Origin of the sequence: Janthinobacterium sp. KBS0711, assembly GCF_000988085.1 — a bacterium.
Classification (GTDB): Bacteria; Pseudomonadota; Gammaproteobacteria; order Burkholderiales; family Burkholderiaceae_D; genus Janthinobacterium; species Janthinobacterium lividum_E.
In genome coordinates, this window is sequence record NZ_LBCO01000024.1 from 1,000,691 (window position 1) to 1,015,028 (window position 14,338).

Consider the following 14,338-nt stretch of genomic DNA (forward strand, 5'->3'; position numbering starts at 1 on the left):
TCAAGCCTCGATGGCCAGCGTCTGGGACGGCGCGGGGGCGGCATTGGCGATCAGACGGTTCTGCTCCTGCAGCACGCCAATAAAGCTGCCCAGCGAAATGGGCCGATGGTACAGATAGCCTTGCATCGTGGTGCAACCCTTGTCCTGCAGATAGCGCGCTTGCCCTTCCGTCTCCACGCCTTCGGCGATCAGGTGCAGGCCCAGGCCGCGCGCGATCGAGATGATGGCCAGGATGACGGGATAGTGCCCGTGCTCGTCGTGGATTTCCTTCACAAACGACTGGTCGATCTTGATCGTGTGGATGGGGAAGCGGTGCAGGTACGAGAGCGAGGAATAGCCTGTGCCGAAATCGTCGATGGCGACCGACACGCCCAGCTGGCACAGCTTGTTCAACTGCTCGATCGCATACTGCGGATTGCGGATGCAGATGTTTTCCGTGATCTCCACTTCGATCTTTTCCGGCGCGATGCCGTAGCGCGTCAGCGCGCCGCGCATCTTCTCGAAAAAGTCGCCACGGTCCAGGTATTGCGGCGACAAATTGAGTGACAGGCGCACGGCTTCGCCGCCGGCCGCGTTCCACTGCACCAGGTCGCGGCACAGGGCGCCCAGCATCCAGTCCGAGATCGGCAGCATCAAGCCGTTTTCCTCGGCAAACGGCAGGAATTCACCGGCCGTCAGCAAGCCCCGCTGCGGGTGGTTCCAGCGCATCAGGCCTTCGGCGCCGACGATGCGGCCCGTCATCACGTCCACCTGCGGCTGGTAATACATCTCCAGCTGGTTCAGTTCCAGCGCCTTGCGCAAGCTTTGCTCGAGCGCGATCTTCTGGTGCGACACGTCGAGCATGGACTCGTGATAAAAACTGTGGCCATTCTTGCCCAGCGCCTTGACCTGGTACATGGCGATGTCGGCGTGGCGCAGCAGCTCGTCGATGGTCTCGCCGTCGCCCGGATAGATGGCGATGCCGATCGAGGCCGAGATATGCACCTGGTTGCCATCGAGGTCGAAGGGCTGGTGCAGGCATTCGAGGAACTTGTCGGCGATCAGGCGCGCATCCTGGCGGTCGCGCAATTCCGGCAGCACGATGGTGAATTCGTCGCCGCCCTGGCGCGCCAACGTATCGCCGCGGCGCAAACAATCCTTCAGGCGCAGCGCCACCTGCTGCAGCAACTCGTCGCCCTTCACGTGGCCCAGGGTATCGTTGACCAGCTTGAAGCGATCGAGGTCGATGAACATCACGGCCAGTTCCGTCAGCTTGCGCCGCGCCTGGATCACGGCCAGTCCCAGGCGGTCCTTGAACAGCATGCGGTTCGGCAGGTCCGTCAGGATGTCGTGGTAAGCCTGGTAAGAGATGACTTCCTCGGCGCGCTTGCGGTCGGTGATGTCGCGCGCCACGCCGTAGGTGCCGAAGTACTCCTGCTTTTTCGCTTCGTGATCGTGGCTGTGCATGCCGATCGAATTGAGCGGGATCGTCATCAAGGTGTTGTTGAAGGTGCGGTCGCTGCCAGTGCCGCTATGGCACTTCAGGCGCAGTTCCACATTGCGCGAGGCGCGCTCGTCGAGGCGGCGCTCATTGAAGGCATAGCGCGCCCGCTCCTGGTCTTCATCGTGCACGAGGATGGAATAATGGCTGCCGATCAGCTCTTCGCGGCTAAAGCCCAGCAACTGGTGCACCCTGTCGTTGATGAAGGTGATGCGGCCTTCGTGATTCAGGGTATAGATGATGTCGGGCGAGCTGTCAACCAGGTAGCGGTACATCTTTTCCGAGTTTTCCAGCTGCAGCGCGATGCGCTCGTTCTCCAGCGCCAGCTTGCGCTTTTGCAGCGCGTTCTCCACCGTCTTGAGCAGTTCTTCCCGGCTGTAGGGCTTGCGCAGATAATCGTAGGCGCCACGCTTCAAGGCGCCGATGGCCGCCTCGATGCCGACGTCGCCGCTCATGACGATCACGTCGCCCTCGATGCCGCGCCGGTTGATGTGGTCCATGATTTCATGGCCGCTCATGTCGGGCAGGCGCAAGTCGAGCAGGATCAGGTCGAAGCGCAGTTTCGACAACTGCGCCAGCGCCTCGCTGCCGCAGGTGGCCGTATGCAGCTGGTAGCCGCGGTCCTTCAGCAGTTCGTGGAGGGAGGCGAGCAGACGGGGCTCGTCGTCGACCAGCAGGATGCGCGGGCTGTTTTCCAGGTCAAACGGAATGGCGGAGGAGTTCATGGACGTTACGAGGACAAGGCGGTATTGCCGGGTGCGGGCAGCGCGGCTGCAGCGCTCGTCGGCAAAGGAATGGGCAATAAAATTTCAAACGAGGTGCCGGACTTGCTGCTGCGGCAGCCGATCACGCCATGCAGGCGCGTGACCAGGTCATGCACGATAGACAGGCCCAGGCCGTGATGCGCGCCTTCCTTGCTGCTGCGCACAGGGGAAAACAGATTGGCCAGCACTTCCGGCGCCAGGCCCGCGCCATTGTCGCTGACGCACAGCTCCAGGTACAGGCGGCGGTCGCGGTTGACGTGGCCACGGTTCGCCACTTCGATGCGCCCGCCATCGGGCAAGGCTTCGACGGCGTTCTTCAGCAGGTTGAGCAGGATTTGCTTGAGCATGTCGGCATCGGCCTCCACCTCGCATGGCGCATCCTGCATGCGCGTGACCACCTCGATCTTCGGCGGCAGGAAATCGGTGGCGCGGAACAGGCGCAGCACGTCGTCGACGACGCGCGCGCAGTCGGTCACGCCATTGGCCGCTGCCGGCTGCAGATCGGCCAGGCCGCCGATCAGCTGGCCGACCCTGTCGATTTCCTCATTCAGGATCGCCATTTCGCCCGACACCGGCTCCTGCTTCTCCAGCTTGTGATCGAGCACGCTCAGGTAGTTCTTGATGATGGACAGCGGATTGTTCACTTCATGCACGACGCGGCGCGACGCGGCGCGGTATTCCTCGGTCACGTGATCGAGCTGGCGCCGCGCCAGGCCGCGCGCGCTGATGGCCGTTTCCAGCGCCGTGGCGGCCTGGTTGGCATACGCGCGCAGGAAACCTTCGCGCTTCTGGCAAGCGGGAATCTGCCACGCCGCCACGCCGCCAATGAGCACGCCGAGGCTGCGCTGGCCCGACGCCAAAGGCACGCACACCAGGCTGTCCGTGCCGAGAATGCGGAACAGCTGCTCCTCGACGATGCCCAGCGCCGGCATGTCGCGCTTTAAAAAGGCCAGCTGGGACTCGAGCGCCGAGGCGGCCAGGGGTCCGCCCTTGGCCAGCGGGATCGAGAAGCCGGCCAGGCGCTGCTGATGTTCGCCCGCCGCCACGCCGACCAGCGCATGGCCGGTGGCGTTTTGCAGCAGGATGACGGCGGTGTCGAAATCGAAAAGGATGCGCGCCGAGCGCGTGATGGCTTCAAGCAGGCTGCTCTCGCCCTGCTGGCGGGCGAAGGTCTGCCCCACTTCGGACACCAGCACCATATTGCGCACTTCGTCGGACAGGCGCTGCTGCACCGGATCGGGGGCGGGCGGCGCATACGCGGGCGGCGTGGCGATATCGTCCGCGCCGGCCAGGTCGATGCCCAGGTGCTGCGCGGCCTGCTCCACCTGGCGCGCGACGCTGCCGGCCAGGTCTTCCAGTGTCTTGACGTCCAGCGCGCACAGGCTTGCCGCCTGCGTGATGGACTCGGCCTCGTCCGCATCGCCGGCATGGCAGCACAGCAGGTGCGCCAGGCGCACGATGCGGATCAGGGGATGGCTCGCTTCCAGGCGCGCCAGCGGTTCATGGTGATACAGCACGCTGTCGGCCAGGAAGGAATCGAGGTGCCAGCGCTCGATCAGCCAGGCGCCCGCTTCGGCATGCGTGATCTGCAAGGTGCGCTGCTCCACCGCGCACAGGGCGGCATCGTCGCGCGCCGTGAAATTGAAGGCGTATTCCTTCGGCGCCGTGGCCAGCAAGGCCAGGCGGCCCACGTTGTGCAGCAAGCCTGCCAGATACGCTTCCTCGGCGTGCGGATAGCCCATGGCCTTGGCCAGCGCGCGCGCCATGACGGCGGCCGACAGCGAACTTTTCCAGAAGGCGCGCAAATCCGTGCTGCCGGAATGGGGGAAGCTGTTGAAGGTCTGGAACACGGATTCGCTGATAACCAGGGTCTTGATCATGTCCGTGCCCAGCGAGACGAGCGATTGCTCCAGGCTGACCACCTTGCTCTGGCGATGGTAAGCCGAGCTGTTGGCCACGCCGAGTATCTTGCTGGTCATGCCCGCATCCTTGGCGATCAGGGCGGCCAGCTCCGGCATGCCGGCGTCGTCCGCCTGCAGGTGGGCGATCAGCTTGAGGAGGATCTGCGGCATGGCCGGCAGGCGGGCAATCAGCAGGCGATTGCGAATATCTTGATCAGATTGATGCATCGTATCAGGCATTGCCGGTTCGAAAAGGATGAGCGCTCAGCAGCGAAGCGCGGCCACGTTCAGAGGAATCCTCCACTCCTTTGAGCAAAAAATGTGTTGCCTGAGAGGATGCCGGGAAAGCAGTCATCTTATCATAAGCGCCGGATATTACTTGCAATATAGAAAATTAAGTTGAAATAAATCCAGCGTTCTACAGTGGAAACTTATGCCTTGAAGGAACCCAGCAAACGGTGGCGGAAGCGCCGCGATATCAGCCACAGGGCCAGCGCCAGGCCCGTAAACGCCAGCTGGCCCGAGGCCAGCCACAGCACGGAACCGGACAGCAGCGGCGAGATCACGCCGGCCACCACGGCGCCCAGCAGGGTGCTGGCAAACGACTGGCACGAGGCCACCGTGCCGCGGATATGCGGGAACAGGTCGAGCGCCAGCAGGGTCGCGCCCGGCCCCACCAGCGACATGCCGAAGGTGTAGAAGAACAGGGGCAGCACCGACCAGGGCAACGATGGCGGCAGGAACAGGTGATACACGACATTGACGCTGGCGGCGCACAGCAGGAAGGCGAAGCCGATGCCGATCTGGCGCGCGAACGTGACCTTGCCCGCGATGCGGTTGGCCGCCGCGGCGCCCATGAAGATGCCGCTCACGCAGGGAATGAACAGCCAGGCGAATTGCGATGGCCCCAGGCCCAGCTGCTTGGGCAGCATTTCCGGCGCGGCCGTGATGAACAGGAACAGGCCCGCAAAATTGAGGGCGACGATGCCCGCCTTGATGTGGAACAGGGGCGAACGCAGGATCTGGCCATAGCTCGACGCGAGGAAACGGGGATTGAACGGCTGGCGCTTGGCCAAAGGCAGGGTTTCGGGCAGGCGCCAGTAGCAGAACGCCAGCAACACCACCGTGTAAAAGGCAAGGAACAGGAAGATCGAGCGCCAGTCGAACCAGATGACGATCCAGCCGCCGAGAATCGGCGCCACGGCCGGAGCGATGGAAAAGATCATCGTCACCAGCGACAGCAGCCGCGCCGCCGCCGCATCGGCATACAGGTCGCGGATGATGGCGCGGCTGATCACCACGCCGGCGCCGGCCGAGACGCCCTGCATGATGCGGAAGAACCACAGATAGTGCACCGTGTGCGCCGAAGCGCAACCGAGCGAGCCGATGGCAAACATCAGCAGGGACACGAGGATGACATTGCGCCGGCCGAAAGTATCCGAAATCGCGCCATGCCACAGCACCATGCCGGCAAAGGCCAGCATGTAGAACGTCAGCGACTGCTGCACTTCCAGCGGCGAGGCCTGCAGCGAACCCTGGATCGCGCCAAACGCGGGCAGATACGTGTCGATCGACAAAGGGCCCAGCATCGACAGCCCGGCCAGCATCATCGCCAGCGCACCGCGGCTCAGCGGCGCCATGTGGCTCGGCGTGGGAGGCGGAACGGGAGTAACCGGGTCGGGCGGCACGTCGGCCGGAGGAGTGGGAAACATGGCGGATCCAAAGTGGCGCGCGGACCTGCATTGGTCCGCGCGCGGGGTTACTGCGGGTGTATTACTTACGGTGAACGCTTACTGCTGTGGCTTGGGCTTGGCTTCTTCGCGGCGGTTATAGCCTGCGACCATATCGAAGCGGAACAGACGGCATTCCAGCGCGCCGTTGAAGAATGGCGTCTTGCGCGCTTCTTTCAGGCGCAGCAGCTTGGGCAAGCCCAGGTCGGCCGTGAACAGGAACACGGTCCAGCCGGCGAAACGCTGCTTCAGGGTCGTGCCCATGGCCGAGTAGAAGGACGTCGACAGCTCGTCTTCCGGGATGGTGCTGTCGCCGCGCACGCCGATACGTTCGCCGTACGGCGGATTGGTCAGCATGATGCCCGGCACGTCGCTTGGCGGCTTGACTTCCTGCGCCTCGATCTGTTTCAGCGGCACGTCGAAGCGCACGCCGGCGCAACGCAGGTTATGGCGCGTCATGGCCACCATGTCGCCCGAGATGTCGCTGCCGAAAATCGTCGGTTCGGCCGGCAGCGGATTGACCTTGATGGCATTTTTCATGGCATTCCACGGCGCCGGATCGAAATCGTGGAAGTTTTCAAACGCAAACTGGCGCGACGCGCCCGGTGGAATCCCCTGCAGCATCTGCGCCGCTTCGGCCAGGATGGTGCCGGAACCGCACATCGGGTCGAACAGCACCATGCCGGGCTTCCAGCCCGACACGCGCAGCAGGCCGGCGGCCAGGTTTTCGCGCAGCGGCGCGTCGCCCGTCTCTTCGCGCCAGCCGCGCTTGAACAGGGCTTCGCCCGAGGTGTCGAGGTAGACGGTGAACGTGTGCGCGTCGAGGAAGCCGACGATGCGCATGTCCGGCGTCTTGGTGTTGACCGATGGACGCTCGTTGAACTGGTCGCGGAAGCGGTCGCAGATCGCATCCTTGATTTTCAATGTCGTGAATTCCAGGCTGCGCAACGGCGACTTGACTGCCGTGACGTCGACGCGGATCGTGTGGTGCACGCCGAACCAGTCTTCCCAGGATTGCGCCAGGGTCAGGTCATAAATATCGTTTTCCGTCTTGTAGCCGGAATGGGCCATGCGCATCAGCACGCGCGAAGCGATGCGCGAATGCAGGTTGATGCGGTAGGAATCGAGCAGGTCGCCCGAGCAGTGTACGCCGCCCGGCACCTGGTTGTGGACCTTCATGGTCGCACTATCCTGGGCGATCTCGCCCAGTTCCTCGGCCAGCGCCGCTTCCATGCCGCGCGGGCATGGGCAAAAATATGAAGCCATGGTGTACCTTTTATCCGTTGTAGTGAACACCCGCAGGCACCTGCTGCGCGGTACGGCGCTCGCCCGGCGATGCTCGCCGTACCTTCGTACGGCTGCGCTTCTCGGACAAGCGGCGATCCGCTCGCGACGGTGCCTGCGGGTATCGTTACTTTTACTGCATTAAAAAAACCACTTTGTTAACACTGCTTTTAATTTGCCACCTCGCCAGCCGACATGTGCTGCTGGCTGAGCTTATCGATTACGCGCGGCCTTGCCCCGCTAATCCGAGCTACATCCTCATACCATGAGACAAAACCGCGCCTGTCCCGTAGGTCGGCTTAGCCCGCCAAGGTGTAAGCCGACGTGCGCTGCCGACTGAGCTTGTCGGATCACGCGCGGGGCGCTAATCCGACCTACATCTAATTACTTTACTAACAGCGCGCGCTCGACGAAATCGAGACGGTCCTGGCCCCAGTAGCCTTCGCCATCGACGATGTACCACGGCGAGCCGAAGATATTGGCGGCGGTGGCCGCTTCCGTATTGGCGTCGTATTCCGCCTGCACGCTGGCCGTTTCCGACGTTTTCAGCAACTGGCGGCCATCGAAACCGGCATCAACGGCGATCTGCACCAGCGTCTCTTCGTCGCCGATGTTGCGCTCTTCGGCCCACAGGCCACGCATGATGGCGTGCGCCAGGTTCAGCGATGCTTCCACGCCGTGCGCCAGGCGCGTGGCGATGATCAGCTTGGCCGACGCTTCCGGCGACACGGGGAAGAACTTCGGCTGCAAGGTCAATGGCACTTGCAGAAAGGCCGACCAGCGCGCCAGTTCGGCCAGGCGGTACGCCTGGCGCTGCGGTGCGCGCTTGGCCAGTGGCAAGCCGCCCGAGACGCTGAAGACCTTGCCCAGGTCGAAGGGACGCACGTCGATCTGTGCGCCCGTCTTTGCGGCGATGGCCATCAGGCGCGCGTGACCGAGGTAGGTCCATGGCGAGTGAGGCGCGAAGAAATACTGCACGACTTTGCTCTGGCTTGCACTCATCTCGACTCCCTTAGAAAGGCTTGACCACGACCAGCACGACGACGGCCAGCAGCATCACCACCGGCACTTCATTAAACCAGCGGAACCAGGTGTGGCTGCGCTTGTTGAGACCTTTTTCAAACTTGCGCAGGATGGAGCCGCAGGCGTGGTGATAGCCGAGCAGCAGCACCACGAACGTCAACTTGGCATGCATCCAGCCAGGCATCTTCATGCGGCCTTCGCCCCCGCCGTACAGCATCCACATCAGCGCCAGCCCCAGCACCATGGCCGGCAGCGCCAGCAGCGACATGAAGCGGTACAGCTTGCGCGCCATCAGCAGCAGGCGCTCGGTGGCCACCGTTTCCGTCTCCATCGCCAGGTTCACGAAGATGCGCGGCAAATAAAACAGGCCGGCGAACCAGGACATGACGAAGATGATGTGGAAGGCTTTGGTCCAGAGAAAGAGCATGGGGTTCCCAGTGTCGGAGGTGGAGAAAAACAAAGCGCGGGCCGCCTTGTGGGCCGCCCGCGAAAAGACTACTTGCGGACTTCGCCGTGGCCGAATACCACGTACTTGAGCGAGGTCAGGCCTTCCAGTCCCACCGGGCCGCGCGCGTGCAGCTTGTCGTTCGAGATGCCGATCTCGGCGCCCAGGCCATATTCGAAGCCGTCGGCGAAACGCGTCGACGCGTTCACCATCACCGAGGCGGAATCGACTTCGCGCAGGAAGCGCAGCGCATCGCTGTAGTCTTCCGTGATGATCGATTCCGTGTGCTTCGATGAATACTGGTTGATGTGATCCATCGCTTCGTCGATGCCGTCGACCACCTTCACCGACAGAATGGCCGCCAGGTATTCGGTGGACCAGTCTTCTTCGGTGGCGGGCACCAGGTGCGGATACGCGGCGGCGGCCAGGATCGCATGGCTTTCCGGATCGGCGCGCAGTTCCACCTGCTTGGTCAGGTACAGTTCGGCCAGCTGCGGCAGCACGGTGGCGGCGATGGCGCGCGACACCAGCAGGGTTTCCATGGTGTTGCAGGTGCCGTAGCGGTGGCACTTCGCATTGAAGCCGATATCGATCGCCTTCCTGATATCGGCCTTGGCGTCGATATAGACGTGGCAGATGCCGTCGAGGTGCTTGATCATCGGCACGGTGGCCTCTTCCATCAGGCGCGCGATCAGGCCCTTGCCGCCGCGCGGCACGATGACGTCCACGTATTGCGGCATGGTGATCAGGGCGCCGACGGCGGCGCGGTCGGTGGTGTCGATCACTTGCACGGCATCGGCCGGCAAGCCTGCTCCCTGCAAGCCCTCGGCCACCAGCTTGGCCAGCGCGCGGTTGCAGTGTATCGCTTCCGAGCCGCCGCGCAGAATCGTCGCGTTGCCGCTCTTGATGCACAGGCCGGCCGCGTCCACCGTCACGTTCGGACGCGCTTCATAGATGATGCCAATGACGCCCAGCGGCACGCGCATCTGGCCCACCTGGATGCCCGTCGGGCGGAACTTCATGTTCGAGATTTCACCGATCGGATCGGCCAGCGAGACGATCTGCGTCAAGCCTTCGACCATGGTGGCAATCGCCGCATCGGACAGGGTCAGGCGGTCGAGCATGGCCGGCGCCAGGCCGGCGGCAGCGGCCGCATCGAGGTCGCGCTGGTTGGCGGCGCGCAGCAGATCGGCATCGCGCACGATGGCGGCGGCGATCAGGCTCAAGGCGCGGTTGCGCGTGGCGCTGTCGGCACGCGCCATGGCGCGCGAAGCGGCGCGCGCGCGCGTGCCCACGTCCTGCATATATTCTGTGATGTCCATGCTCGTATCCATAAAAGTTAACCTCGGGCGATCTTCAGGCCCAGCTGCAGCATGGCGTCCCAGGCGTCGCCCGCGTAGCCCTTGGCGCGCAAGCCCTTGATCATCTTGTCCACCTGCGCCGCCTGCTGCAGCGCCGCTTCCAGCACGGGCAGCGAAATGCGCCGCAGGGCCGGTTCCATCATCCGCTCGCGCGGACCCCAGATGCGGTACTCCTTCAGCAGCGCGCCCAATGGACGCCCTTGCGCCATGCCGGCCTTCAATTTTAACAGCGTGCGGATTTCCTCGGAGACGGCCCACAAGACCAGCGGCAGCGCCTCGCCCTCGCCTTTCAAGCCTTCGAGCATGCGCACCAGGCGCGCCGGATCGCCGGCCAGCATGGCTTCGGACAGCTTGAAGACATCGTAGCGGGCTACGTTCAGCACCGCGTCCTGCACTTGTTCGTACGTCAGCTTGCCTGCGGCATGCAGCAAGCCCAGTTTCTGGATTTCCTGGTGCGCCGCCAGCAAGTTGCCTTCCACCCGTTCGGCGATGAATTCGATGCTGGCCCGTTCGGCGCTTTGCCCCTGCGCGGCCAGGCGCTGTGATATCCATGCCGGCAACTGCGCCCGTTCCACATTCGGAATGTCGATATATACGGCGGCCTGCTGCAGGCTGGCGACCCAGGCCGCCTTTTGCGTGGCCCAGTCCAGCTTGGGCAAAGTGATCAGGGTGAGATTGTCGGGACTGAGGTTTTTGGCGTAGCTTTGCAGCGCCGCGCCGCCATCCTTGCCCGGCTTGCCGGTGGGGATGCGCAGCTCGATCAGTTTTTTATCGCCGAACAGCGACAGCTCCTGGTTCGCCGCCAGCAGCTCGCCCCACTTGAAGCTGCGCTCCACCGTCAGCACGTCGCGCTCGGAGTAGCCCTGCGCGCGCGCCGCACGGCGAATCTTGTCGGCAGCTTCCAGCGCCAGCAGGTGTTCGTCGCTGGTGATCACATACAGCTGCGCCAGCGGCTTGGCCACATGCCCATCGAGCGCGTCTATCCGCAATTGCATGGCGTCCCCGTTACTGCTGCGGGGCTGCCGGCGCGACCGGCGTCACGGGCGCCACTGGCGCCACCGACATGGCCGGCAGCACCGGCTTGATGGCGGCCAGGCGGCGCATGATCTGCTGCACCAGGTCGTTGCGCATGTCGCGGTACAGCGCCGCTTCCTCGGTTTCCTTGGCCAGCACCTGCCTGTCGTCGAAGGTGATAGGACGCACCAGGCTGATGGTGGTCGGCGCCAGCAACTGGTTACCGGCCTTGTCCAATACGCGGAAATTGATCGCATAGCCAAGTTGGTACTCTTGTACGCGGCCGCTGGTGTTCAGGGACAGAATGGTCTTGGTACGATTCCTCTCCGGATCGGTGAGCACCTCGAGGACGGCGTCGGCGCCATCCTTGGTATTGACCACCTCCGTGCTGCCAATGGCGCGGATATAGCGTTTCAGGCCGATCGCCAGCGGCGACGAATCGGGCAAGCCGATGTACATCGTCGCGAACGGCAGCATGAAACTGCCGTTCGAACCGCGCAAGTGAAAGCCGCAGGCCGACAGCAGGACGGTCAGGCCCAACGCCAGCACGGCGCGGCGGCCCAACAGCGATACTTGAGAGGAAGTCGTCATGATTACACCACGATGCTGATTAACTTGCCTGGCACGACGATGATCTTCTTCGGCGTGGTCTCGACGTACTTCTGCACACTTTCGCACGCCAGCGCGGCCGCTTCGATGCTGGCCTTGTCCGCATCCTTGGCCACCGTGATCGAGCCGCGCAGCTTGCCGTTCACCTGGATCATCATCTCGATCTCGGACTGTTCCAATGCGGCCGGGTCGACTTGCGGCCATGCCACGTTGAGCAGGTCGCCGTGCACGCCAGCGTAACCGAGTTCCTGCCACAGCACGTGGGTGATGTGCGGCGCGACAGGATTCAGCAGGCGCAGGAAGATGGAGAAGCCTTCGGCGATCAGCGCCTTCGACTGCGCGCTATCGTCCAGCTTGGCCGATTCCAGGGTGTTGAGCATCTTCATGCAGGCCGACACGACGGTGTTGTACTGGATGCGCTTCAAGTCGTAATCGGCTTGCTGCAGCAGCTTGTGCAATTCGCGGCGCAGGTTTTTCTGCGCGTCGCCCGTGGCCGGCGCGGCACCGCCAGCCAGTGCGGCCTGGATCGTGGCCGACTGCGCGTAACCGAAGTTCCACACGCGGCGCAGGAAGCGGTTCGCGCCTTCGACGCCGCTGCCCGACCATTCCAGGGTCTGTTCCGGCGGCGAGGCGAACATGGTGAACAGGCGGGCCGTGTCGGCGCCGTACTGCTCGATCTGCGCTTGCGGGTCGATGCCGTTGTTCTTCGACTTCGACATTTTTTCCGTGCCGCCGATTTCCACCGGCTGGCCGTCGGCCACCAGGACGGCGCTTTGCGGACGGCCCTTGTCATCGAGGGACAGGCGCACGTCGTCCGGGTTGAACCAGGTGGTCTTGCCCGCCGCGTCCTTGCGGAAGTAGGTTTCATTGAGCACCATGCCTTGCGTCAGCAGGTTGACGAATGGCTCGTCGAACTTGACCAGGCCGAAGTCGCGCATGATCTTGGTCCAGAAGCGCGCGTACAGCAAGTGCATGACGGCGTGTTCGATGCCGCCGATGTACTGGTCCATCGGCATCCAGTAATCGTTGCGCGCGTCGACCATGGCGTCGTTCGAGCCTGGCGAGGTATAGCGCATGTAGTACCACGACGAATCGACGAAAGTATCCATGGTGTCCGTCTCGCGGCGCGCCGGCTTGCCGCACTGCGGGCAGTCGCACTGCAAAAAGGCTTCGTATTTGTTCAGCGGATTGCCCGTGCCGTCCGGCACGCAATCTTCCGGCAGCACCACCGGCAGATCTTTTTCCGGCACCGGCACCACGCCGCAATCGGCGCAATGGATCATCGGGATCGGCGTGCCCCAGTAGCGCTGGCGCGAAATGCCCCAGTCGCGCAGGCGGAACGTGGTTTTCTTTTCGCCCAGGCCCAGTTCGGCCAGGTCGGCCGCTACCGCATCGACGGCGGAAGCGAAATGCAGGCCGTCGTATTTGCCGGAAGCGACGCAGACGCCATCCTTGCTGCCATACGATTCCTGCCAGGCGTCCGTCGAAAATTCCTGGCCCTTGACTTCGATCACTTGCTTGATCGGCAGATTGTATTTCTTGGCAAAGCCGAAATCGCGCTCGTCGTGCGCCGGCACGCCCATCACGGCGCCATCGCCGTAGGTGATCAGCACGTAGTTGCCGACCCAGACTTCCACTTGCGCGCCCGTCAAAGGATGGGTGACGAACAGGCCGGTCGGCATGCCCTTCTTCTCCATCGTTGCCATGTCCGCTTCGATCACGGAACCGAGCTTGCATTCGGCGTTGAACGCCGCCAGCGCAGGATTGCTTTGCGCGGCGTGGATGGCCAGCGGATGCTCGGCGGCCACGGCGCAGAAAGTCACGCCCATGACGGTGTCAGGACGCGTGGTAAACACATACAGCTTGCCGTCGCCGATCAGGGCGCCTTCGGCATCCACGATTGTGTGCGGGAAGGCGAAACGCACGCCCGTCGACTTGCCGATCCAGTTGGTCTGCATGATGCGCACGCGCTCGGGCCAGCCCGGCAGCTTGTCGTCCACATAGGCCAGCAGCTCTTCCGCGTAATCGGTGATGCGCGCGTAGTACATGGGGATTTCGCGCTTTTCGATCAGCGCGCCAGAACGCCAGCCCTTGCCATCGACGACCTGCTCGTTGGCCAGCACGGTCTGGTCGATCGGATCCCAGTTCACGGTACCGGTCTTTTTGTAGATGATGCCTTTTTCCAGCATCTTGAGGAACATCCACTGGTTCCATTTGTAGTATTCGGGCTTGCAGGCGGTCATTTCGCGCGACCAGTCGATGGCCAGGCCCATCGATTCCATCTGCTGCTTCATGTGGGCGATGTTCGAATACGTCCACTGCGCAGGCGGCACGTTGTTGGCCATGGCCGCGTTTTCCGCCGGCATGCCGAACGCATCCCAGCCCATCGGCATGAGCACGTTGTAGCCGTTCATGCGCAGGTAGCGGTACATCACGTCATTGATCGTATAGTTGCGCACGTGACCCATGTGCAGCTTGCCCGAAGGGTAAGGCAGCATCGAGCAGGCAAAATACTTGCCTTTTGGGAAACGCGGGTCGTGTTCGACGGCTTTATAGGCGTCGATCGCCTTCCAGTGCGATTGGGCGGCTTGTTCGACGTCGGCGGGACTATATTTATCTTGCATGATGATGTGCGACCAGCGTGGCCCGGCCAATAGTGGATATGAACCGAGCATTATACTGGTTGTCGCCGCCCGATAGCGCGGCGCGCTGGCGGCCCGGACTCGC

At 63.2% G+C, this 14,338-nt stretch carries 10 protein-coding genes; all 10 read right to left on the reverse strand.

What is annotated here, in order from left to right; translation table 11 throughout:
• Positions 1 to 2,205, reverse strand: a complete 2,205-nt coding sequence (locus VM94_RS17125; protein WP_046684464.1) for an EAL domain-containing response regulator — start codon at positions 2,203 to 2,205, stop codon at positions 1 to 3.
• 5 nt (positions 2,206 to 2,210) lie between these two features.
• Positions 2,211 to 4,373 carry an HDOD domain-containing protein gene (locus VM94_RS17130; RefSeq protein ID WP_046684465.1) on the reverse strand — a complete coding sequence of 721 codons (2,163 nt, stop codon included), beginning with the start codon at positions 4,371 to 4,373 and terminating at the stop codon, positions 2,211 to 2,213.
• Positions 4,374 to 4,576: 203 nt separating this feature from the next.
• Positions 4,577 to 5,857, reverse strand: coding sequence for a multidrug effflux MFS transporter (locus tag VM94_RS17135; protein WP_198511227.1), 1,281 nt, complete (start codon positions 5,855 to 5,857; stop codon positions 4,577 to 4,579).
• Positions 5,858 to 5,935: 78 nt separating this feature from the next.
• Complete coding sequence (locus VM94_RS17140; protein ID WP_374106838.1) at positions 5,936 to 7,141, reverse strand: THUMP domain-containing class I SAM-dependent RNA methyltransferase; 1,206 nt, start codon at positions 7,139 to 7,141, stop codon at positions 5,936 to 5,938.
• A gap of 402 nt (positions 7,142 to 7,543) precedes the next feature.
• On the reverse strand, positions 7,544 to 8,161 hold the full coding sequence (locus tag VM94_RS17145) for a 2-hydroxychromene-2-carboxylate isomerase (RefSeq protein ID WP_046684467.1): 618 nt from the start codon (positions 8,159 to 8,161) through the stop codon (positions 7,544 to 7,546).
• Positions 8,162 to 8,171: 10 nt separating this feature from the next.
• A complete protein-coding gene (locus VM94_RS17150; protein ID WP_034745744.1) occupies positions 8,172 to 8,609 on the reverse strand; it encodes a CopD family protein in 438 nt (145 codons plus the stop codon).
• Positions 8,610 to 8,677: 68 nt separating this feature from the next.
• Complete coding sequence (locus tag VM94_RS17155) at positions 8,678 to 9,949, reverse strand: glutamate-5-semialdehyde dehydrogenase (protein ID WP_046684468.1); 1,272 nt, start codon at positions 9,947 to 9,949, stop codon at positions 8,678 to 8,680.
• A 17-nt stretch (positions 9,950 to 9,966) separates the two neighbouring features.
• A complete protein-coding gene (gene holA, locus VM94_RS17160) occupies positions 9,967 to 10,983 on the reverse strand; it encodes a DNA polymerase III subunit delta (RefSeq protein WP_046684469.1) in 1,017 nt (338 codons plus the stop codon).
• A 10-nt stretch (positions 10,984 to 10,993) separates the two neighbouring features.
• Entirely contained in the window at positions 10,994 to 11,593 is a 600-nt protein-coding gene (locus VM94_RS17165) for an LPS-assembly lipoprotein LptE (protein ID WP_046684470.1), read from the reverse strand.
• 2 nt (positions 11,594 to 11,595) lie between these two features.
• Positions 11,596 to 14,235, reverse strand: coding sequence for a leucine--tRNA ligase (leuS, locus tag VM94_RS17170; RefSeq protein WP_046684664.1), 2,640 nt, complete (start codon positions 14,233 to 14,235; stop codon positions 11,596 to 11,598).
• Between the last annotated feature and the right edge of the window lie 103 nt (positions 14,236 to 14,338).

Excerpts from the sequence above, each read along its gene's own strand:
- VM94_RS17150 (WP_034745744.1), bottom strand. The coding sequence starts at position 8,609 with ATGCTCTTTCTCTGGACCAAAGCCTTCCACATCATCTTCGTCATGTCC.
- VM94_RS17125 (WP_046684464.1), bottom strand. The coding sequence starts at position 2,205 with ATGAACTCCTCCGCCATTCCGTTTGACCTGGAAAACAGCCCGCGCATC.
- holA (WP_046684469.1), bottom strand. The coding sequence starts at position 10,983 with ATGCAATTGCGGATAGACGCGCTCGATGGGCATGTGGCCAAGCCGCTG.
- VM94_RS17155 (WP_046684468.1), bottom strand. The coding sequence starts at position 9,949 with ATGGACATCACAGAATATATGCAGGACGTGGGCACGCGCGCGCGCGCC.
- VM94_RS17165 (WP_046684470.1), bottom strand. The coding sequence starts at position 11,593 with ATGACGACTTCCTCTCAAGTATCGCTGTTGGGCCGCCGCGCCGTGCTG.
- VM94_RS17140 (WP_374106838.1), bottom strand. The coding sequence starts at position 7,141 with ATGGCTTCATATTTTTGCCCATGCCCGCGCGGCATGGAAGCGGCGCTG.
- VM94_RS17145 (WP_046684467.1), bottom strand. The coding sequence starts at position 8,161 with ATGAGTGCAAGCCAGAGCAAAGTCGTGCAGTATTTCTTCGCGCCTCAC.
- leuS (WP_046684664.1), bottom strand. The coding sequence starts at position 14,235 with ATGCAAGATAAATATAGTCCCGCCGACGTCGAACAAGCCGCCCAATCG.
- VM94_RS17135 (WP_198511227.1), bottom strand. The coding sequence starts at position 5,857 with ATGTTTCCCACTCCTCCGGCCGACGTGCCGCCCGACCCGGTTACTCCC.
- VM94_RS17130 (WP_046684465.1), bottom strand. The coding sequence starts at position 4,373 with ATGCATCAATCTGATCAAGATATTCGCAATCGCCTGCTGATTGCCCGC.